The organism is Desulfotalea psychrophila LSv54 (genome assembly GCF_000025945.1).
Classification (GTDB): Bacteria; Desulfobacterota; Desulfobulbia; order Desulfobulbales; family Desulfocapsaceae; genus Desulfotalea; species Desulfotalea psychrophila.
The window spans coordinates 1690214-1713127 of record NC_006138.1 but is presented as its reverse complement, the minus strand read 5'-3'; the positions used below and the strand labels follow the sequence as shown (position 1 = coordinate 1713127).

At 47.4% G+C, this 22914-nt stretch carries 11 protein-coding genes; 6 read left to right on the top strand and 5 right to left on the bottom strand.

The window, feature by feature from the left end:
- The first annotated feature begins 13 nt into the window (after positions 1–13).
- The 5 genes from DP_RS07750 (at position 14) to DP_RS07730 (ending at position 5498) form a co-directional block, all read left to right on the top strand.
- Entirely contained in the window at positions 14–1399 is a 1386-nt protein-coding gene (locus DP_RS07750; RefSeq protein ID WP_011188771.1) for a CpaF family protein, read from the top strand.
- Positions 1400–1429: 30 nt separating this feature from the next.
- A complete protein-coding gene (locus tag DP_RS07745) occupies positions 1430–2383 on the top strand; it encodes a type II secretion system F family protein (RefSeq protein ID WP_011188770.1) in 954 nt (317 codons plus the stop codon).
- Positions 2384–2485: 102 nt separating this feature from the next.
- Positions 2486–3337, top strand: a complete 852-nt coding sequence (locus DP_RS16750) for a type II secretion system F family protein (RefSeq protein ID WP_011188769.1) — start codon at positions 2486–2488, stop codon at positions 3335–3337.
- Positions 3338–3341: 4 nt separating this feature from the next.
- Entirely contained in the window at positions 3342–4469 is a 1128-nt protein-coding gene (locus tag DP_RS07735) for a LytR C-terminal domain-containing protein (protein WP_041277772.1), read from the top strand.
- 33 nt (positions 4470–4502) lie between these two features.
- Positions 4503–5498, top strand: coding sequence for a tetratricopeptide repeat protein (locus tag DP_RS07730; protein ID WP_162096637.1), 996 nt, complete (start codon positions 4503–4505; stop codon positions 5496–5498).
- A gap of 101 nt (positions 5499–5599) precedes the next feature.
- On the opposite strand, the gene DP_RS07725 is transcribed toward DP_RS07730, so the two are convergent.
- Complete coding sequence (locus tag DP_RS07725) at positions 5600–6487, bottom strand: hypothetical protein (protein ID WP_041277771.1); 888 nt, start codon at positions 6485–6487, stop codon at positions 5600–5602.
- 568 nt (positions 6488–7055) lie between these two features.
- Between DP_RS07725 and DP_RS07720 the strand changes: the two genes are divergently transcribed.
- Entirely contained in the window at positions 7056–8759 is a 1704-nt protein-coding gene (locus DP_RS07720) for a methyl-accepting chemotaxis protein (RefSeq protein WP_011188765.1), read from the top strand.
- Between the two features lie 109 nt (positions 8760–8868).
- On the opposite strand, the gene DP_RS07715 is transcribed toward DP_RS07720, so the two are convergent.
- The 4 genes from DP_RS07715 to DP_RS07700 all read right to left on the bottom strand — a co-directional run bounded on the left by DP_RS07715 (position 8869) and on the right by DP_RS07700 (position 22625).
- Positions 8869–9348 carry a hypothetical protein gene (locus tag DP_RS07715; RefSeq protein ID WP_011188764.1) on the bottom strand — a complete coding sequence of 160 codons (480 nt, stop codon included), beginning with the start codon at positions 9346–9348 and terminating at the stop codon, positions 8869–8871.
- Positions 9349–9369: 21 nt separating this feature from the next.
- Positions 9370–10107 carry a ShlB/FhaC/HecB family hemolysin secretion/activation protein gene (locus DP_RS07710; RefSeq protein WP_011188763.1) on the bottom strand — a complete coding sequence of 246 codons (738 nt, stop codon included), beginning with the start codon at positions 10105–10107 and terminating at the stop codon, positions 9370–9372.
- 18 nt (positions 10108–10125) lie between these two features.
- Positions 10126–11097, bottom strand: coding sequence for a ShlB/FhaC/HecB family hemolysin secretion/activation protein (locus DP_RS07705; protein ID WP_011188762.1), 972 nt, complete (start codon positions 11095–11097; stop codon positions 10126–10128).
- A gap of 659 nt (positions 11098–11756) precedes the next feature.
- Positions 11757–22625, bottom strand: coding sequence for a YDG domain-containing protein (locus tag DP_RS07700; RefSeq protein WP_041277770.1), 10869 nt, complete (start codon positions 22623–22625; stop codon positions 11757–11759).
- Between the last annotated feature and the right edge of the window lie 289 nt (positions 22626–22914).

Genomic DNA, 22914 nt, shown 5'->3' with positions numbered 1-22914 from the left:
CAAGAGGTGACGAGTGAACTTGCAAGCGCATCTTGATAAATTGAATCATCCGGTTCAGCCCAATGGAAACATTGTGGAGATTACTCCGGGTAATGAGTTCGGTCTTTCTGACGAATATTTTGAACTGAAGGCAGATATACATGACCGCTTAACCAAGGTTGTGGATCTCTCCCTTCTGGACAGTGTTGATGAGAAGGTACTGCGGGAGGAGATACGCAACAGGACCCAGGAGATATTAACCGACGGCAGTGTCAAGGTCATGCCGATAAACAGCAAGGAGCACGAATGCCTTCTCCAGGAAATTGAAGATGAGGTATTAGGTCTCGGCCCACTGGAAGCGCTGATGAAAGACCCGACTGTATCAGACATCCTGGTCAACGCCTATCACTCTGTATACGTTGAGAGATTTGGTAAGATTGAACGGACAAAGATCCGATTCAAGGACAATAAGCACCTGATGAGAATTATAGAAAAGATAGTCTCTGCTGTTGGCAGAAGAATTGATGAAATTTCTCCCATGGTCGATGCACGTCTGGCGGATGGCTCCCGGGTAAATGTGATTATTCCTCCTCTGGCGCTCAATGGCCCCTGTATGTCAATCAGGCGATTCTCCGTTGATCCTCTGGAAATGCATGACCTCCAGGTCTTAAAGACAATAACGCCAGCACTTGGTAAATTACTAGAGGGCATTGTTCAGGCCAGATTAAATGTACTCATTTCCGGTGGAACCGGCTCAGGAAAAACCACCCTTTTAAACGTCATGTCACGATTTATCTCTTCAGCTGAACGAACCGTTACCATTGAAGATTCAGCCGAACTTCAGCTTCGTCAGGAACATGTGATTCGCCTTGAGACACGACCTGCAAATGTGGAGGGGGCGGGACAGATCACCCAGCGAAATCTTGTTCGCAACAGCCTACGTATGCGCCCTGACAGAATCATTGTTGGCGAGGTACGTGGTGCCGAGGCAATTGATATGTTGCAGGCGATGAACACAGGCCACGAAGGTTCCTTAACTACCGTCCACGCTAATAATCCTGCAGATGCCCTGATGCGTATTGAAACCATGGTTAATATGGCCGGTTTTAATCTGCATAGCGACTATATTAAAAGGTACATCAGCTCTGCAATTAATGTGGTTATTCAGGTGGATAGATTGGTTGATGGCTCAAGAAAGGTGGTGAGCCTTTCGGAAATTACCGGAATGGAGGGCAATGTTATTAGTATGCAGGAGATAATTGCCTTTGAGCAAACGGGTATTGACCAGGTAGGGGGCGTTAGCGGTCATTTTGAGGTCAGGGGGGTACGGCCTAAATTTTTTGATAAGTTTACCCAAATGGGGGTGCCACTAACCGAAGAACTTTTTGATGAAAATGAGACACCTTTTGATGAGGACTAACCTCTGAATGCTTACTGGTGGGGGTATAATATGGAACTGTTTCTAGCATTAACTCTATTTTTTTTAATATTAATTATTCTTCAGGTAAGCTATAGCCTTATTGTGAGAAGAGATTCCCGCTCTATCCAGATGATGGTGGAAAAATATTCTACTCCCCAAGAGGTCAGAAGGGATGCTCTCAATCATAACAATTTAAGTAATATTAAGTTATTTAATGAAATCCTCCTCGCCATACCTCCGGTAAAAAAACTTGCCGAACTGATGCAGCAGGGTGGAGTTAAAATACTTGCAGGTGTTTTTATTCTTTCCTCCCTGCTTTTTTCCGCCGTGGCTTTTCTTGTCAGCTTCTTTCTCCTTAAAAATCACATTGCCGTTTCTGTTACTGCTGCCGCTGTTGCCCTCTTGCTCCCCTTTCTGTGGTTACTGTCAAAACGTCGTCAGAGACGAATAAATTTTGAAGAACACTTCCCTGATGCCCTTGATCTCATGGGATATGCCATGAAGGCCGGACACTCTATCATGGCAAGTTTAAAGATGGTTTCCGAAGAGATGCCAGCCCCGATAAATGAGGAGTTTGCCATTGTTGTTGAAGAGATAAACTTCGGAAAAAGTATTGACTCTACCCTGCGCAATTTTGCCAAGAGGGTTGATTCCACAGAGTTGCGCTACTTTGTTACCTCGGTCATTGTTCAACGGGAAACAGGTGGAAATCTTGTTGAAATATTAGAAAAAATTTCTGCCATCATTCGAAAAAAATTTAGATTCAGAGAGAGGGTTCGCGCCCTCTCCGCAGAGGGAAAACTTTCAGCTATTATTCTCGTTGCCCTACCGTTTTGTATTGCCTTAGCTGTTAGTGTTTTAAACAAAGAGTATGTAGCTATACTGATAACAGACCCCATTGGTCCCTATCTCATTACAGGTGCTGTAATTATGATGTCGTTTGGAAGTTTTATTATATATAAATTTGTTCAACTTGATATGTGAGAAAAAACATGGATACTAACCCAATTTTACTCTCAGGAACTCTATTTGTCGTCATCCTCCTTCTCCTCTTGATTGGAAGCAAGATCTATAAGTAAGTGGAAAATGGAACAGGATATAGTGACAAGGGCCCAAAAATGGTGCAAACGCTACAGCAACGGCAATGGCAAGGCAAAGGCCAACGAGAGGGGAGGACATACCATCTGGACCGTTCTCGGATTGCCCGGGGCAAAAATGAAGGCTGGTACGGAGAGCATCTATTCGGGTACCCCCCTATTTTATCAACGGGCCGGAATTTATGATTCCACCAGCCTGCGCTCTTACCAGTTGCTCCGTTACTTCCTCTTAGTCTTACCACTCCTGCTACTTACCATCTCGCATGTGGTTGGCTTTAGGACATTCACAGAACGACTATTAGCCTTTGCCATTTTCGCAGGAATTTTCGGCTACTTCTTACCCGTTTTCAGGTTGAAAATCAGAGGCCATTACCGGAGGAAGGAGCTTGATCGTACCTTTCCCGATGCAATTGATCTTTTGATGGTATGTGTTGAAGCCGGGATGGGAATAGATTCTGCAATTCGCAGAGTGGCCCAGGAAATACATATTACCAGTCCAGAACTCGCCAAAGAGTTCAAAATACTTTCTCTTGAACTCAAAACAGGCAAACCACGAAATGAATGTCTGAAGAACCTGGCGAAGAGGACAAACCTACGGGATATTGACAATCTTGTCAGTCTACTCATTCAGGCCCAAAAATACGGTACAGGGGTTGCGAATGCCTTACGGATTCATGCAGAAGAGATGCGGCAAAAGAGATACTCCAGGCTTGAAGAGATGGCCGCCAAGTTGCCGGTTAAGCTTGTAATACCGCTGATCTTTTTTATTTTCCCTGCACTTTTTCTGGTGATTTTAGGCCCAGCAATGATCAGAGTTTTTCGTGTTATCATACAAGGGTGATATAATGAAAAGAAAAAAAATCAGCAAACAACTTTCGTTCTTCCATCTCCTCCTCCTACTCCTGCTTATGACCTTTCTCAGCAGCTGTAGTTCCCATCAGGAAAGTGCTACTATGCACAATGGATCGCCTCAACTCCTGGATGAACAGGGATTGTCAAAGGAGGCAAATGCCCGCTTCTGGTCAGCGGTGAAACCAGTTTCAAATCTACCAATATCTCATTATAGGCTCGGACGGTATTATCAGAAGGGTCATAAACATCAACTGGCCATTAACGAATTCACCAAGGCTATTAACCTCAACAAAGAATATGTGCAGGCCTATAATGCCCTGGGCATGTCCTACGACCAGATTGCCAACTGCGAGGGGGCAGAATGGGCCTATAGCCAGGCATTGAAGTATAGCCCCAAGGCGTATCTATACAATAATTTCGGTTGTTCAAGATTGCTCTGTGGTAAGGCTGATCAGGCAGTAAGATTGTTTTCCACAGCTTATGAAATAGATAGTAGCAGTACGCGAATTAGCAATAACCTCCGCCTGGCAAAAACACGGGCAAGCTCTCAAAATGAGTCCCTTTCCACTTTAACGGAGGAACCTCTGATAAGTGCTGAGACCGGGTACGTGGAGACGCCTAAGCCTGAGATGAAAAAAAACCTTGCTGTCGCCACGGGCGCCCCTTCCGTTGAGACGGTTCTAGCGACTGAAAAAAAGGTTAAACCAACCAGAACACATAATGGCATCATTAAAGCCAAAGATCCTAAGCGTCGGGCCACAATTAAAGAGACTCAACAGGCTCTACCCGGTTGCGCAGTTGAAATCTCAAATGGCAATGGCGTGACCGGAATGGCTAAAAGGGGTGCTGCCTACTTAAGAAAACTTGGCTTTTCGGTTAAGAGAATCACCAATGCACCCAAGTTTACCATTCAAGATACCAAGATATACTATAGGGAGGGTTGTCTTGCCTTAGCCCACTCTGTTGCCAAGGTTGTTCCAGGATCACAGGAATTTGAAAAGGTCAAAGATCTGGGACGGGCTGGAATTGGGGTAAGATTAACCCTTGGTCGTGATGTGGTAAAAATACAGTTTCCCAAAGGCTTGACCCGGCATTTTGCAAAAATCAGCTCTTCTAAATAACTGGTCTCTCCTCAATAAAAATGGATGATAAACATGACTACTCTTTGCACATCTCATTCGGAATTCTGCAGGAAAGGCTTTTACCATACCTGTAAGTTACTGGGTATATCATCACTACTCCTATTAGGCGGTTGTGCATCTTTCCAAAGTAATCCTACAGAACTTAGTGTACAGAGACAGATTGAACGTCAGCAAAAGGTCTATGAACTTACTGAGGAGCCACAAAAACAGGAGAAGTTAACCCTGAAGGAGTATGAGGCTCTAGGGGACAGATACCTCATACAAAATGATATTGAGAAGGCCTACATGAACTACGTCAAGGCCCTCGCCATTGATCCAAATAAGATTTCACTCCTGCACAAACAGGGCAAAATCCTGGGAAAGAAAAACAGACATGCCGATGCGGAGAAGGTCTATAGATTTTTATTGGCAAAATCAGAAGAGGATGCTCTGGCCTATGAAGGTCTTGGCCAGGCATTATTGGGTCTGAAAAAAATTAAAGCAGCAGAGGATGCCCTCTTAACTGCTATTGCCCTAGACGATGAGCTATGGCGAGCCCACCATTTCTTGGCCTTGATTTACGGCACTGAACAGCAATATGGCAGAGCCGTTAAAGAATTTAAAAAGGCATTGTCTTACAGACCTCAGGACAGCTCACTCCTCAATAACCTTGCCGTTACCTACTACCTAAACGGACAGTACGCAGAGGCAGAAAAAATCCTTACCATATTGACAAGAAACAGTAAGGACAAGAAAGTATACAACAATCTTGCCATAGTCTGTGTCCAACGTGGAAAATTCGAAAAGGCCCTCAGCGCATTTAAGCGGGGAACAAAGGACGAGGCATATGCATATAACAATATTGGCTTTGAGTATCTGACCCATAGGAGATATAAGGAGGCAATCGTTGCCCTTGAAAAGGCACTTGAACTTAATCCACAGTTCTACCCCACAGCCTATGAAAGCCTTGAAAAGGCAAGAAAGGGATTGGCCCTAACAACAGCAACCCTAAAAGAAGAGCCTCTATAAAGTATAGAGCATAAAAAAAACCGCGTCCTGCAAAGGATGCGGTTTTTTTATGCCCAGACCATTCCAGTTCCATTTTATGCCTTCCCGCGGAAATGTCCTGCTCAGATCAAAACACCATCTACTCTAATTCCCGCCCTGAGATTCTTCTCCACCAATGAGGCTAAAACATTTGCATAGCCGTTAAGGACAGACTTCTCCAGGGCCGTATCAACCTTGGCAAAGACCCTTCTCTCCCTTATGTCTTCGATCATTATTTGCGAGGATGTTACCAGCTGAGACAACTCCTCGATAACGATTCTCATCAGGAAAATGACAGTTCCCTTGCCTCTCTTTATTTCGATTATCTCATCACCTATGGCCATGATTTCATAGCCAGCAATTCGGTCACCGCTCCTGAGGGACCGGCTACCTTCCAAACAGCTCTCATCGACCAGCTCCTGAAACCTATCAAGGTTTATGATCGGTGGACGGAGACGATAAAGTGGCACCTGAGAAAATTCTTTTACGACAATTTTAGCTCTTGAGCGCGAAGGAGAAAAGATATTCAGCCATCTCACCCTGCGACACTGACCGTAATTACCCTTTGTCTCATCGTAGTAGTAATCACCCGCCACCTGAGCAATGGCCCGTAGGCTATCTCTACCATCACTGATAATAAGCAGATCACCCTTGGCCATCTCCTGAGTAAATCTACGGGCAATATCAAAAGAGTAGTCTGCATCCTCCAGTACGGGATCAGCTACCAGACTGGCCATCTCAATCAGCTCCTGCCTGTTTCTGGCCCCTGAGAAATCTACCCTGTCCCCATAACCGAGGCTTATATATTTTTCCCTGAGACATTCCTCAACCAGCCCAGCGGCTAAAGAGATCTTCCAAATTCTATGGGCAGTGACCTCAATAGAAGGATTTTGTCTCTGTTCCTCTACGGCACCTGCCCCCTCGCTATTCGCATGGGGGGCTTCAACTCGCTCGCCTGAATCGTAATCCATTTTCCCAACCTCTCTGATCATTTTATAGGGGGACGTTAGCTAGCGCCCTGACATAGAAGAGCCATTGCCCCGGCAATAGATCCTGTGCCATAATTATACAGCCTCTCTATTAGCCCAGACGACAAGTGGCGGCAAGGGGAGATATGAACACCACAGCAAAAAACCTAAAATCACCGGCAGTGAAAGGGCAAGGCACGGGGCCTCCTACTGCTGGAACGGTGCAACCACAGCCAAAACAACTCTTTTCGCCTACAGATAAAATATTTGTCTTAAAAGCCCCGCCTGCTCCCCCTTGCAGATTTACTGCCTACCAATACCACTAACAAATTTACCTTCCTGAAATCTCGTTAATTCATGAGCTTTCTCAAAATAAAATCATAGCAATCCCTCTTGTTTTTCCATAAATTGGCCTAAGAATTACAAAATGTTACCTTGCCTTACAAATTCACCTCCTGTACTGTTTTGGCCTGGAATGTTTGACCTGGCCCAAGAACATCTCCTCTACGCTTTCCAGCTTTTGCTAAGAGCATGATTTACAAACAATTTTAAGACATAAAGGACCACAACTATGAATTTCAACCTGTTAAACAACCTTTCGCTAAAAAAGAAACTGCTCCTAGGCTTCCTACTTTCATCCCTGATCAGCCTAGCCGTCGGCCTACAGGGCTTTATCACTATAAACAAGGCGGTGGACTCAACAGAAATTTTGTTACAAGACGACGTCATGATACTCCTCAATGCAGAGCAGCTCATCGCCCTTGGACTCACCCATCGACGCTATGAGAAAGATTTTTTTCTCAATATCGGCAAGGCTGAGAAGCAGGCAGGATATATTGAAAAATTCAGAAAAACCAATAGAACAACCAAAGAGCTGCTCAGAGCCGTAAGAGAACTTGTCGACAAAAACCCCCATCTCCCCCCCGCCCTTAAGGCGGAACTCAGGGATACAATCAGAGCCTATAATGAGTATGTTGCCGGATTTTCACAGGTGGTTGCCAGGGTGAGAAACGACCATAACCTTAGCCCTCAGGAGGCAAACAGGCTGATGACTCACCACAAGGAGGCCCTCTACTCCTTTGAAAACGGCCTCAAGGCCCTGCAAAAGGCAGCAGATATCATGACAGATGAGGTAATTGCAGAGAATCGAAGCGCAAGTTCAAAGGCAAAGACCCTTATAGCCATCCTTGTTTGCACGGGTTTAATCATTGGCGTTGCGCTAGGTCTGATTATAACCGCTATGATCACCAAACCCATGGCCCAAGCTGTAGCATTTGCAGGCCAAGTCTCCCAAGGGGATTTCAGCAGTACCATTAGCCATTCCCGCAGGGATGAAGTTGGAGCCCTCCTTGATGCACTCAACAAGATGTCCCTCCAGCTGAAGGAAACCCTCCAAGAAATGGGCAAGGGAATTACATCGCTCAATGGCAAATCTGATCAGCTTGATAAAATTTCTGGAGAAATGGGCGATGAGGCCGAGAATACTTCAGAAAAATCTCACTCGGTTTCAGTTGCCATAGAGGAGATGACAACCAACCTCACTACCGTGGCCGCAGCCATGGACCAGGCAACAACAAATACCTCAATGGTTGCCGCATCTACCGAAGAGATGTCTGCAACTATCAGTGAAATTTCAAATAATGCAGATAAGGCCCGGGAAATTTCCGCCGGGGCCGTTAATCAGGCGGCAAGCGCAACCGCCTCCATGGCCAACCTGGGCAAGGCCGCCCAGGACATCAGCCATGTCACCGAGACTATTACAGATATCTCAGAGCAGACAAACCTTCTCGCCCTCAATGCAACCATAGAAGCGGCACGGGCAGGAGAGAGTGGCAAGGGATTTGCCGTGGTCGCAAACGAAATCAAAGAACTTGCAAAACAGACTGCTGAGGCAACCATGGATATCAAGGTGAAGATTGAAGATATCCAGAAAACCACCAATCTCACCGTGGACCAGCTCGAATCTGTCTCTCAGGTTATCTCGGAAATCAATAAAATCGTCAATGTAATCGCAACTGCCGTTGAGGAACAGTCAAGTGCCACTGCTGAGATAACGGCAAATATCAATCAAACCTCCGAAGGTATACAGGAGGTCAATGAAAATATCAGTCAAATTACAGCAGTGTCCCAAAGCATCACCATGGACATTGTCGGAGTAAATGAATCAGCCACGACAATAAAGGGCAGTAGCTCCGGGGTAAGAGAGGCGTCAAGCCAACTGGCAGAACTGGCAACTAAACTCAACGGCCTTATTTCACAGTTCAAAACCTGCTAAATCTTCGATGGTCTATTGCCCCAGGAGGTCCTGCCCCGCAGGGCCTCCCAAACTGTAAGGCTGTTAACGACATTGCTAAAATCAGATCATAAGTACAACCTTCCACTGCCTATTTTTTCTTCTTACTTTGCTTATGCTCAGCTACAATTTTCTTATTTTCTTCATCTGAAACAGCCATATAAACATGGGCCTTTTCAACCACCAGCACATAGTTCCTGTTTAAAGAAAACCCGTAAGTCTCTATCATTTTCTTATTATCTTCATTGAGCTTCTTCATTGCAACTTCAATCTCTTTTTGCAGGCTCATCTTTAATTCCTTGGTCTGAGTCTGCTTCAACTGATTTTGTAGCTGAATAACTCGCTGGCGCTGCAGCTGCATGACCTGAACATTCTTTTGAAATTCCTTATTAGCCTCGACGGAATCCAATGTACTCACTTTTACTAATTTCTGTTCCACCTGCTGAGGGTTCTCCACCTTAGTTTTCGCCTCTTCTTTCTTCTTTTCAGCTGAAACCGGATTACAGGCACACAGGAACAGTACAGCCATAAATAAGCCCAAAACTCCCATAGATTTTCTACCTAAACACATAAAGCCCTCCTCAAGATTAAGTTAGTAACCAATCACCAATCCAACATGAAGCTGAGAGTCTTCATTCTTGTAAATATCTCTACCACTACCTTGAAAGCCATAATCAAGACGCAATGAAACATAAGAGCCAAAGTTATAACGCAGACCTAAACCATAACCTGAAAGAGTTTGATTCTCTCCCTCATAATCGTTACGTCCGGAACCATAATCCCAAAAAGCTAACAACTGTAAATCCCCCAACGATTTCGAATAATCCACCAGCTCCGCAAGGGCAATGGTTGGTGTGCGTAGTTCATTTCTTAACAGCACTCCACTATCAATATTCACCTCACGCTCAGGAAAGCCCCGAACAGTAGAGTAACCGCCAAGTCCTATCTGCTCACTACCGAGAAGCTGGCCATTAGCCAACTGTCCATGGGCCTTATTGCTCAAAGTAAAGCCATATGGCAGGGCCGTTAATCTATCAATATCAAGATTACAATAGAGATAATCTGCAGAGGCACCCTCTTGAAAGGAGTTGAAGTAATAATCAGTGTTATATCGCAATAACCCCCCAGGGCTCAGCACAGTCTGAAAATTAAATGCTGTCATTCCCAAATGATCCGGTAAAGAACCATTATAACCAACAATACCCTGCAATATTTCTACATCTTTATTAAATACAGGCAGGAGAGCAAAACCAAGATTACTGTTACTATATTTATAGTCAACTCCAAGAAACACGCTATGGAGATACTTATTCACAGAATCCAAGTCCATTATGTATCGACCACTTAATTAAAAACTATCTGCCTCTAAATCATAGGGGTCAAAGTTGGGATTGCTCTCTGCATAAGCTGCAAAAAAGCTTATTGTATGTTGATAACTTAATGGAACTTCGTAATGAAGAGAATGCGCACTCATGCCCTTATAATCAGCACTGCTGGTGAACTGATAATCAAGTAAATGATCTAAACCGAATGCATTCCCCCAATTCAGGCCAACAAAATAACGATCATAGCCTGTATATGCGGTGCCGGTGTTTTCATATCCGCCATACAGACGGAGGGGAAATCTATCCTCTGTGCGTAAGATGACATCTGTTTCACCCCGTTTTTCACCCCGGTCGAGCACCAAATCAACCCTGCGAAAGGGGTTTTTATTCGCTAGGTAAATATCTTCAGCCAGCTGATCACCACGAATAATATCACCAGGTTTAGCCCGCACATGCTTTTCTATCAGTTCACTGGAAAACCATTCATTCCCCTCGGTTCGTATCTCGCCAATACGACCTTCCAGAACAACAATTTGAATTGTCCCACCTGAGATATCCTGTTCGGGCACATAGACATCAACGACGGGTGTTTCCTGAGAACGAAAATAGAGCACAGCCTTTTTCAATATATCGTCAAGTTTTTCTAAGCTCAGAGGTTTATTCAAAAAAGCCTCCATCTCTGCAAAAACCGATTCGGGCATATATCCATCTGCCGATATGCCCTCCATCTCAACCCCGCCCTGAAGAACTTTTTCCGGGGATTTCAAAAAAATCAACCCGGTTAAACGTTCTAAAAGAACACGTTGAGGATTGGCCAATTCAATCTCCTGAGCAGGAACATCTGACGGAAAGTTAACAGGGTTTGCATTACTCTCAAGTCTTTTAGGAGCCACGAGTTTAAGATCCTGGGCATAACTGGTTGGGGAAACAACAGCAAGCAACGCCAGCCCAGTGGTCAACGCCTGCAGAAAACGTGGGCAAAATACTAATGCCATTCAAATTCTCCCTTGATTATCCTTCTATTATTCGTCCCAGAGAAGGTTTAATGCAAAGGCCTCACCTGATCAAAAATTATTTCTACCTGTTATCCTCATGACAACCAACCATCCCCAACAAAGGCTTCAAGTACTAGCAAGGAACGATCCTGGCATGATCAGAAATTTTTTCAATGGCAAAACCATGCTCTTCCCTGAGGTCCTTAAACGCCCCCCCACAAGGCCAAGACGCTAACATCATTAAATCACAGGTGTTTTCACAAAACAATGAATAATTTCAAAACATGCTCGCGCCCCGCTAATTCCCAAATCAGGGTCAATATGCTGAATATGAAATTTTCTAATAAGTTGACTTTCGCAGAAAGTCTCTTCTAATTGTTTGGAATAAAAAAGAAATAACGCCATAAACAAATTTTTGATGGGTATTTTGTAAAAAAGATCAGGAAAAACACCTTAAGGCCACAGATTATTGAAGAAAGCAGTAATTAACTGGCAGATACCTATGTCCGCCCTGACCACCTTTCAGCTGCACCCCCTCGCCACCTGTATCTGATAAACGTCAACTCTGGAAGAGCCTGAAATTTTCCATCCTCCCCAGAGCCACCATGAACTGTCATATCGTCCATCCCCGTTTAAAGCGAGTAAGTCACAGCCTCTCTTTAATGCAAATAATTCCTGACAGACTGCTGGCCATCACCTTCCTCACCCAAAGAGTACCTGCCAAAACCTGTTAGATCTTCTTCAAATTGAATCTCAGAACTAAAAAGTTCTGCTATTTCGTTCCCGGCATCCCTATCAGCATGCCCTTCAATCTCTATGGAAAATAGTGGCTGACAACACATAAAATTGTCCTTCGACATAGTCAAAGTATCACTTAAGTCACCTATTTCCTTTTCATTAATGATGCTCGTAAATGATGACTCAGGAGTTGCTGCAGACAAAACGGAGAGAGCGCTTACGTTATTTACGTCCTGGACAAAAACATAATTACCGTTCAGCCCTGTAAGTCCACTACCATAAATAGCATAGGTGCCAATCTTACTCTTGATGGTTGCGTCCGTACTATATATTGCGTCTCCCACGGTGGCACTGGCCAATGTTTCACTGTTCTTAAAGCCTATAACCTTACCGGTGAATAAGGGATTAGCATCTCCATAATTACGATTTACGGCATCAGCGACATAGGTCAAAGTGGCGGGACTAATGGTGAGATCTGCTGCAAGGTAGGTGATTGCATAATTATTATTTGCCAGGGTTCCCAACCCTATGGAGTAGCTTCCAACATTCTCACCAGCCCTTCGTATGAGAGTAGCGCTCAGAGAATCTCCACCCATAAGCCCTCTGTCTCCCTGCTGCAGTTCAGCTACACTGGTAAACAACGGGTCAGCGTCTCCATACACCTTCATGGCACCATCAACGGTAAGTAAAACTCGGCGAGCAGTGATACTTGCCATGGTCGTCGCCTGATTGGTAATTCTGTAGTTACCAATATCTGCGCCTGAATAGCTGCTGGCCAAGGTGACGGTCTTACCATTGGCGACGTTCTTATCGCTGAACAGACCACTGGCATTTACGCTTACAAGATCGCCAGCGAAGAGGCCGGTATAATTGGCACTGCCTGTATTTACAGTGGCAGTTTTATCGGCATTGTAAACCTTATTCTTGGCGGTAATACCGGACAGGGTTAATGATGCCGGAGTTATGGTAGCCGTTTGAGTGCCACCGGTAAGGATGTAGTTGCTTGCCAGACCAGTGTCATCAACCAGGGCAAGAGTACCAAGGCTAACGGTGCCATTGGTGACCACGTTTTTACTGGCCATGGTACCACTGCCACTTAAGGTCAAGGTCTCGCTGCCAACCAGGCTACCGGTGTTGAAAATATCGGAGGCAACAACAGCAGTTCCGTCATAGTCACGACTGCCTGTTAAATGAACCTCATAGGGGTTGATGGTGCTGCTGGTATTGTTTGCATAGGTGACCGCGTAGTTATTACCACTGTTCCCATCGTTGACTGTGACAACATCGACGTTTACTGCCTTATTACCGATTCCTGCATTGGCATCGGTAAATTCGAAGCTACCACCGCTGATACTATCCAGGACACCTTTATTGCTAACGTTGTTGTACAGGGTACCGGCAGTCACTTTCGCACTACCCGCTGCCGTCACATTACCGTCATAGGTCTTGGTCACATCGGAACTGCTGATGGTCAGGGAAGCCTTATTGATGGTGCTGGTGCTATTTTTTGCATAGATGACCGCGTAGTTATTACCACTGTTCCCGTCGTTGACCGTGACAACATCGACGCTTACTGCCTTATTACCGATTCCTGCATTGGCATCGGTAAATTCGAAGCTACCACCGCTGATACTATCCAGGACACCTTTATTGCTAACGTTGTTGTACAGGGTACCGGCAGTCACTTTCGCACTACCCGCTGCCGTCACATTACCGTCATAGGTCTTGGTCACATCAGAACTGCTGATGGTCAAGGAAGCCTTATTGATGGTGCTGGTGCTATTTTTTGCATAGATGACCGCGTAGTTATTACCACTGTTCCCGTCGTTGACTGTGACAACATCGACGTTTACTGCCTTATTACCGATTCCTGCATTGGCATCGGTAAATTCGAAGCTACCACCGCTGATACTATCCAGGACACCTTTATTGCTAACGTTGTTGTACAGGGTACCAGCAGTCACTTTCGCACTACCCGCTGCCGTCACATTACCGTCATAGGTCTTGGTCACATCGGAACTGCTGATGGTCAGGGAAGCCTTATTGATGGTGCTGGTGCTATTGTTTGCATAGATGACCGCGTAGTTATTACCACTGTTCCCGTCGTTGACCGTGACAACATCGACGTTTACTGCCTTATTACCGATTCCTGCATTGGCATCGGTAAATTCGAAGCTACCACCGCTGATACTATCCAGGACACCTTTATTGCTAACGTTGTTGTACAGGGTACCGGCAGTCACTTTCGCACTACCCGCTGCCTTCACATTACCGTCATAGGTCTTGGTCACATCGGAACTGCTGATGGTCAGGGAAGCCTTATTGATGGTGCTGGTGCTATTTTTTGCATAGATGACCGCGTAGTTATTACCACTGTTCCCGTCGTTGACCGTGACAACATCGACGCTTACTGCCTTATTACCGATTCCTGCATTGGCATCGGTAAATTCGAAGCTACCACCGCTGATACTATCCAGGACACCTTTATTGCTAACGTTGTTGTACAGGGTACCGGCAGTCACTTTCGCACTACCCGCTGCCGTCACATTACCGTCATAGGTCTTGGTCACATCGGAACTGCTGATGGTCAGGGAAGCCTTATTGATGGTGCTGGTGCTATTTTTTGCATAGATGACCGCGTAGTTATTACCACTGTTCCCGTCGTTGACCGTGACAACATCGACGCTTACTGCCTTATTACCGATTCCTGCATTGGCATCGGTAAATTCGAAGCTACCACCGCTGATACTATCCAGGACACCTTTATTGCTAACGTTGTTGTACAGGGTACCGGCAGTCACTTTCGCACTACCCGCTGCCGTCACATTACCGTCATAGGTCTTGGTCACATCAGAACTGCTGATGGTCAAGGAAGCCTTATTGATGGTGCTGGTGCTATTTTTTGCATAGATGACCGCGTAGTTATTACCACTGTTCCCGTCGTTGACTGTGACAACATCGACGTTTACTGCCTTATTACCGATTCCTGCATTGGCATCGGTAAATTCGAAGCTACCACCGCTGATACTATCCAGGACACCTTTATTGCTAACGTTGTTGTACAGGGTACCAGCAGTCACTTTCGCACTACCCGCTGCCGTCACATTACCGTCATAGGTCTTGGTCACATCGGAACTGCTGATGGTCAGGGAAGCCTTATTGATGGTGCTGGTGCTATTGTTTGCATAGATGACCGCGTAGTTATTACCACTGTTCCCGTCGTTGACCGTGACAACATCGACGTTTACTGCCTTATTACCGATTCCTGCATTGGCATCGGTAAATTCGAAGCTACCACCGCTGATACTATCCAGGACACCTTTATTGCTAACGTTGTTGTACAGGGTACCAGCAGTCACTTTCGCACTACCCGCTGCCGTCACATTACCGTCATAGGTCTTGGTCACATCGGAACTGCTGATGGTCAGGGAAGCCTTATTGATGGTGCTGGTGCTATTTTTTGCATAGATGACCGCGTAGTTATTACCACTGTTCCCGTCGTTGACCGTAACAACATCGACGTTTACTGCCTTATTACCGATTCCTGCATTGGCATCGGTAAATTCGAAGCTACCACCGCTGATACTATCCAGGACACCTTTATTGCTAACGTTGTTGTACAGGGTACCGGCGGTCACTTTCGCACTACCCGCTGCCTTCACATTACCGTCATAGGTCTTGGTCACATCGGAACTGCTGATGGTCAGGGAAGCCTTATTGATGGTGCTGGTGCTATTGTTTGCATAGATGACCGCGTAGTTATTACCACTGTTCCCGTCGTTGACCGTAACAACATCGACGTTTACTGCCTTATTACCGATTCCTGCATTGGCATCGGTAAATTCGAAGCTACCACCGCTGATACTATCCAGGACACCTTTATTGCTAACGTTGTTGTACAGGGTACCAGCAGTCACTTTCGCACTACCCGCTGCCGTCACATTACCGTCATAGGTCTTGGTCACATCGGAACTGCTGATGGTCAGGGAAGCCTTATTGATGGTGCTGGTGCTATTTTTTGCATAGATGACCGCGTAGTTATTACCACTGTTCCCGTCGTTGACCGTGACAACATCGACGTTTACTGCCTTATTACCGATTCCTGCATTGGCATCGGTAAATTCGAAGCTACCACCGCTGATACTATCCAGGACACCTTTATTGCTAACGTTGTTGTACAGGGTACCGGCAGTCACTTTCGCACTACCCGCTGCCTTCACATTACCGTCATAGGTCTTGGTCACATCGGAACTGCTGATGGTCAGGGAAGCCTTATTGATGGTGCTGGTGCTATTGTTTGCATAGATGACCGCGTAGTTATTACCACTGTTCCCGTCGTTGACCGTGACAACATCGACGTTTACTGCCTTATTACCGATTCCTGCATTGGCATCGGTAAATTCGAAGCTACCACCGCTGATACTATCCAGGACACCTTTATTGCTAACGTTGTTGTACAGGGTACCGGCAGTCACTTTCGCACTACCCGCTGCCTTCACATTACCGTCATAGGTCTTGGTCACATCGGAACTGCTGATGGTCAGGGAAGCCTTATTGATGGTGCTGGTGCTATTTTTTGCATAGATGACCGCGTAGTTATTACCACTGTTCCCGTCGTTGACTGTGACAACATCGACGTTTACTGCCTTATTACCGATTCCTGCATTGGCATCGGTAAATTCGAAGCTACCACCGCTGATACTATCCAGGACACCTTTATTGCTAACGTTGTTGTACAGGGTACCGGCAGTCACTTTCGCACTACCCGCTGCCTTCACATTACCGTCATAGGTCTTGGTCACATCGGAACTGCTGATGGTCAGGGAAGCCTTATTGATGGTGCTGGTGCTATTTTTTGCATAGATGACCGCGTAGTTATTACCACTGTTCCCGTCGTTGACCGTGACAACATCGACGCTTACTGCCTTATTACCGATTCCTGCATTGGCATCGGTAAATTCGAAGCTACCACCGCTGATACTATCCAGGACACCTTTATTGCTAACGTTGTTGTACAGGGTACCGGCAGTCACTTTCGCACTACCCGCTGCCGTCACATTACCGTCATAGGTCTTGGTCACATCAGAACTGCTGATGGTCAAGGAAGCCTTATTGATGGTGCTGGTGCTATTTTTTGCATAGATGACCGCGTAGTTATTACCACTGTTCCCGTCGTTGACCGTGACAACATCGACGCTTACTGCCTTATTACCGATTCCTGCATTGGCATCGGTAAATTCGAAGCTACCACCGCTGATACTATCCAGGACACCTTTATTGCTAACGTTGTTGTACAGGGTACCGGCAGTCACTTTCGCACTACCCGCTGCCGTCACATTACCGTCATAGGTCTTGGTCACATCAGAACTGCTGATGGTCAAGGAAGCCTTATTGATGGTGCTGGTGCTATTTTTTGCATAGATGACCGCGTAGTTATTACCACTGTTCCCGTCGTTGACTGTGACAACATCGACGCTTACTGCCTTATTACCGATTCCTGCATTGGCATCGGTAAATTCGAAGCTACCACCGCTGATACTATCCAAGACACCTTTATTGCTAACGTTGTTGTACAGGGTACCGGCAGTCACTTTCGCACTACCCGCTGCCGTCACATTACCGTCATAGGTCTTGGTCACATCAGAACTGCTGATGGTCAAGGAAGCCTTATTGATGGTGCTGGTGCTATTTTTTGCATAGTTCACGAGATAGTTACTGCCGCCGTTACCATCGGTAACGGTGACGTCTGAGACGGTCACTACCTTGTTACCGATTCCTGCATTGGCATTGGTAAAGGCAAAGGTTCCACCACTAATACTATCGGTATCAAACAGAGTGCCTGAGGCAACAGCCGCCTGACCAGACGCATTAAAACTGCCGTCATAGGTCTTGCTCACAGCATCGGTGGTAATGGTCAAATTGACAGGAATAATTTTACCAATTTTGGCCTCAATCAACTCCGAGCCAGTCGCCAGCTGATAACCGTACACTAAAATGCCACCCTGACTGGCAGAGTCAATGGTCACATTAACAGTGATCTTTTTATTGTCATCGACATGCTTGTTTTCAAACTTTCCTGCAGTACTCAACACAACCGAATCCCCGGTTAAACTTCCAGCAATCAAGTAGTTATCCTGGGCAAGAGTCGCGTCCACCCCCCCATTATAGCTCCGCTCCACAGCGCCCTGAAGGGCCACAGTCAACTTAGGTGCCAGGGTATAGAGCAGACCATTGCCAGTGGCTCCGGTTGCAACTGATGTAGTTCCATAGGTTGCATTGTACTGTTTAAAATTCGGGACCAATCCCTTAAGAGCACCTGGTAGCGTCGGAGTCTTAGACCAGACCTGCCAGCTGTTGCCAACACCAACGGACAGCGCGTCCTTGTCAACATTGTTGGTGAAATTTTCTGCTGAAACCAGAACAATGTCAGATCCACCTGTCACGGTCTGTTCCAGAAACAGATCCCCATCAGTCGTCCGTAGGAGGACCGAGGCCTTGGCAGAGATGCCGACTGTGCTATCGACACTGCCGACAGTCAGAGTCTGGTTATTGACAAAGGCTAGGTTCCCACTCAGATCTGCTGCCAATGTGTCCACCTCATTGGCGTTCTTCAGTTCCACATCCTTGGCAGTGATAGAGAGCTGGGCAGCATGAAGGATGCCAGCCCCAGTCTGCTGCACCGAGCCGACGGCATTCACTGTCAAGGTTCCGTTAGAGGTAATGTCGGCCAGATCAGCCGAACCGCCCGTTTTAATGGCAATGGTGCCGGTATCGGACAGGTAGCTGCAATACTGCCCCATAACAATACCGTCGGTGGCAGTGACGGTGATGGTGCCGGCACTACCGGTTTTCAGCAGCAGTGGCTCGACTGACGATCCAGAGGACTGGGTTATGGTGGCAGCGTCGACCTTCAGATCGCCTGAGGTGGAGATAATACTCCGAGAGAGAGTGACTTGATTTTTTGCAGAGACGAGTACACTGCCGGAGCCGGTAGCCAGCTTGCCCGGTGTCGAGAGGTCGCCGTTAAGGGAGCAAAATTCAATATTGCCGGAGGTGGTGGCAATGTCCTCGAGCGTGAGTAGGAGCGTGGTGCCCGCCCAGGCTTTAATAGAGGTGGTTGCAGCCAGTTTGCCCAGGGTCTTCATGCTGAGCTGATTAGCGTCCCGGATAGAAACCTGAGAACCGCTGGAGTTGACCCTTACCTGCCCGGTGAAATCATTGAAGGCACTGAAGAGCGAAATGTCGCCAGATCCGCCATTAATATCGGCGGTGCTGGCCAAGATTGCCGAGCCATCACCCTGCGATACGCCCACACCGGTGAGGCTAAGGCCGAAGCCTGCGGCATTCAAGCTGAAGGCGCCGAGGTCCAAAAGGCCATCACGGGTTTCAATCGTGCTGGCAGCTCCCACCGTGACATTGCCCGTCAATTTCAGACCTGCAGCAGTACTCGGTCCTTTATTATCCTGCAAGGTCATGGCGCCAGTGGCCTTGAAGGCGCCCAGATTGCCGATCATGCTATTCATGATCGTGACCTCATGCGCATCACCCATGAGAGTGGATGCGTAAATGATGCCACCCGCCGGCTGGCTGACGGTACCGGTAAGTTCCTTGCCTACCTCACCCAATATCACCGTACCAAAAGTTCCAATGAAGTTCAGGATAACATCGGTGGCGTTAACTATTTTAATTTCGCCGGCATCAGTGCTTTGTACTAGGCCAGCCAGGGTGATGGGGCTAGCCCCACCATCGATATAAATACTGCCAGCATGAGTTTTGATAACAGAGTTGGCCGATTGTAATACCCCCTTGCCGGTCAGGCTAATCAGGCCACTCGTGCTCTCCAGTTTCGCAGTCCCTCCCAGCGTCAGCGCCCCGCCCTCGGCCGATAAACTTATCCCCCCCCCCTTGCTATTCAGTTCCGTAGCATTTTTCAGCGTCAGCGCCCCGCCCCCGGCCGATAAACTTATAGCCCCCCCCGTGCTATTCAGTTTCGTAAGCTCTCCCAGCGTCAGCACCCCGCCCCCGGCCGATAAGTTTATAGCCCCCCCCTTGCTATTCAATTCCGTAGCCTCTCCCAGCGTCAGCGCCTCCCCCCCGGCCGATAAGCTTATAGAGCCCCCCTCCGTGGTCAGCTTGGCATTGTCAACGATATCAATATTCCCCATGGGCGTGCTGATGCTGAGGGGAGCAGCCGGATTACTCAGGGTGACATCAGAGTGAATGATAATGTTTTCGTCATCGGCAAAAGCATTGGCCGTGCCAGAAGTTTCCAGCTGCAAACCGTTGGCATCGTCATAGCCCTGGACACCGCCAATATTAACCTGTCCGGTACCGTTCAGCGAGACCAGGCTTCCGGCGAAGACCTGCCCGGAAAAGGTGAGATCGGTGACACTGTTAACCAGGATATTGCCAAGTCGGTGGTCGATGGCACCAATCTCACCGGTCACAGTGATGGCACCGCCGCCCGTACCGATGAAGGTCAGATGATGGTGTTTACCTGCTTGGCTAGTCAGGTTCCCAGTAAAAATGATCGCCCCGCTACCACGGACAAAGGTCACCGCATCGTCTAGGTAGATGTTTGAGGCATTCAGGCTGACGGGGCCAGCACTCACCAGGGTGTTGATGGTCATGGCGTCCGAACCCGGAGGCAAATCGTCATCATCGCCGAGACGGATAGTGGAAGAGGTAACCGATAGGCCACCAGTGCTATTGGTGGTAACGTTCTTTTCAATGTCAACCTGAGACGCCGACGTCACCGTCAAGCTGGCCAAGGGAGCCATTTGACCAATCGCGCCCTTGAACACGACCGTTCCACCACCAGCTTCTATGGCCAGACTATGAGGGGTGCCATCTGAGTCGATACTGGAAGTAAAGTTGACAGCAGCAGCATTGGTGGTCACAGAACAATCAGCGGTAAGTACCACGAGGCCATTCAGATCAACAGAACCACCTGTCCCTGAAGCACTAGTCGCAGCCAAATTGCCATGGAGAGAGATGCTCCTGCCCGCTATCATAATACTGCCGCCAGCACTGCTGGAGAAGGGGGCGTTACTCGCCCCGGTTGTAATGATATCTTGCAGGCTTATGGCGGTCTCCGCCGTAACGGTGACACTGCCCGATGAAGTAAGGCTATTCTCCTCAGCCGTAGTGGTGAGGCTGGCACCGTCCGCCATGGTGACAGTGCCGATGCTTGCGGTTAAATTCAGATTGCCACCCTTGGTGCGAATCGAATTGTTGATCGCGATCGATGCTCCCTTAATGGTGACGGTGCCACTGCCGAGCGAAGAAATATCGGCATTAATAAAAATATCATTGGCAGCCTCCATGACCAGATCGCTGCCGGAACTCCACTCAATGGGGGCCAACACTGTGATATCACCATCTTGCGTGCCCAAACCATCACCATGGGTGGAAATAGTCACGTTACCAGATGCAAGGGCCCCCTGCAGGACATCAACACCTATAATTGACTTATCTTTCGTAGGCTCAAAGGGAGGCGTCGGAAAATCACCCCTTTCTTGAATAGTAATGCTATAGGGATCAAGCAGGAGGGTACCCGTCTCACCCGCCGGGGCACGCAGATCGGTTGTGCCCTGATATGCAAGCACTTTTTTACCGGATACCTCGGCAAAGCCACCATCACCCCCCTCTGCCCCACCTCTGGCGGAGATAGTTCCGGCAAACTGAGTACCCTCATCGGCCCACACTATTACCTTACCGCCATGACCATTATAACCGGCGTCTGCTCTAATTAAGGTCTTTTTACCCACATAGGTCTTTACGGCATTTTTTACAGCACTATTTTTACCCTGATAGTCCCCGCCGACCAGAGCTGTACCACCACCACTGTCGCCGGAAACATCGATAAGAGAACTACCGGTCAGGGCTACACGGTCACCAAGCACCTGCACCTCACCACCCTTATCGCCCCGTTTGGCTGTGAGTGTGCCACTATTTTCGGTTGTGCCCGTCGCTGAGACCAACCAAATCCGACCGCCACGCTCTTCAAGCGCTGTTGCCCGCACAAGCCCTGTATTATTAACAGCAAGGGCGAATTCGTTACCACCCAGCGCCTTAAGCTCCGCACTGACTGAATCGATCAGACCGCTATTTTCCACCTTCCCATCGGAGGCACCCGCACGAATATAGATCCGTTTCTCACCCGAGGCACAGACAAGGACTTCACTGCCCGCCGCCAGAGCCACAGTTCCCTCTTTGGCCGTTATCGTTCCGGCATTTTGTACGCTATGGGCAATAAGCAGTACATCGCCCTCAACGGCATTAATCATTCCCAGGTTGATAAGGTTTGCGCCTGAATCACCAAAAAAGGTGAGATCTCCACCGGCCAAAAAGGCCTCATTTGCCACATCGAGGGTAGAGGCGACAAAGCCCTTGGTATCAACCATACCGGAGGGACCGACGAGGATACCATTCTGGTTTACCAGATAAACCTGACCATTGGCAGTCAGGTTACCGTAAATTTGAGAGGGGTTGCCGGAGACAACCCTGTTCAGGACAGCACTGGTGGCTGATGGTTGAATGAATTTCGTTGTCTCGCCGGCCCCAATGGAGAAGTCCTGCCAGTTAATAATGGCCGAATTTGTCCCCTGATTAATATCCAGTCTATTATGAGACCGATTAAAGGAGGCGGAGCCGGTGACCACCTGCTCCCCGGTCGGATTGGCAATTACAGTAAGCGGTAACATCATCGTTGCCGCAAGGGTGAGTGCAATCGATTTTTTACATAAAACCAGCACGCTTCGCTCAGAAAATAATGACCATCCCGTCATCCGTAACCTCACTCTCATCAGAGTTATGTTAAATTTCCATGCAGCACAACAATCACAGAAAAATTATGCCAGAAAACTACGAGGATATAGTAAGAAGACATCGACCCCTGTAACCAGATGTCCTCTTTCAGGATACGAGAACAAGAAAGAGAAGGCAAAAATAAATCAAAGAAAAAGCCTCCTGACCAGCAGTTCAAAACGCCAAGCTATGCCGTTGAGTCTGCGACTCTTTAGCCAATTTGTTTTAGCGAGCCAAGGCCTAAGGTTCCAGAATTATGGCGGAACAGCC

What these genes read in the sequence shown, in the direction of transcription:
- DP_RS07745 (WP_011188770.1), top strand. Translation starts at nt 1,430, where the DNA reads ATGGAACTGTTTCTAGCATTAACTCTATTTTTTTTAATATTAATTATT.
- DP_RS07735 (WP_041277772.1), top strand. Translation starts at nt 3,342, where the DNA reads ATGAAAAGAAAAAAAATCAGCAAACAACTTTCGTTCTTCCATCTCCTC.
- DP_RS07715 (WP_011188764.1), bottom strand. Translation starts at nt 9,348, where the DNA reads ATGTGTTTAGGTAGAAAATCTATGGGAGTTTTGGGCTTATTTATGGCT.
- DP_RS07710 (WP_011188763.1), bottom strand. Translation starts at nt 10,107, where the DNA reads ATGGACTTGGATTCTGTGAATAAGTATCTCCATAGCGTGTTTCTTGGA.
- DP_RS07720 (WP_011188765.1), top strand. Translation starts at nt 7,056, where the DNA reads ATGAATTTCAACCTGTTAAACAACCTTTCGCTAAAAAAGAAACTGCTC.
- DP_RS07700 (WP_041277770.1), bottom strand. Translation starts at nt 22,625, where the DNA reads ATGACGGGATGGTCATTATTTTCTGAGCGAAGCGTGCTGGTTTTATGT.
- DP_RS07725 (WP_041277771.1), bottom strand. Translation starts at nt 6,487, where the DNA reads ATGGATTACGATTCAGGCGAGCGAGTTGAAGCCCCCCATGCGAATAGC.
- DP_RS07730 (WP_162096637.1), top strand. Translation starts at nt 4,503, where the DNA reads ATGACTACTCTTTGCACATCTCATTCGGAATTCTGCAGGAAAGGCTTT.
- DP_RS07705 (WP_011188762.1), bottom strand. Translation starts at nt 11,097, where the DNA reads ATGGCATTAGTATTTTGCCCACGTTTTCTGCAGGCGTTGACCACTGGG.
- DP_RS16750 (WP_011188769.1), top strand. Translation starts at nt 2,486, where the DNA reads ATGGAACAGGATATAGTGACAAGGGCCCAAAAATGGTGCAAACGCTAC.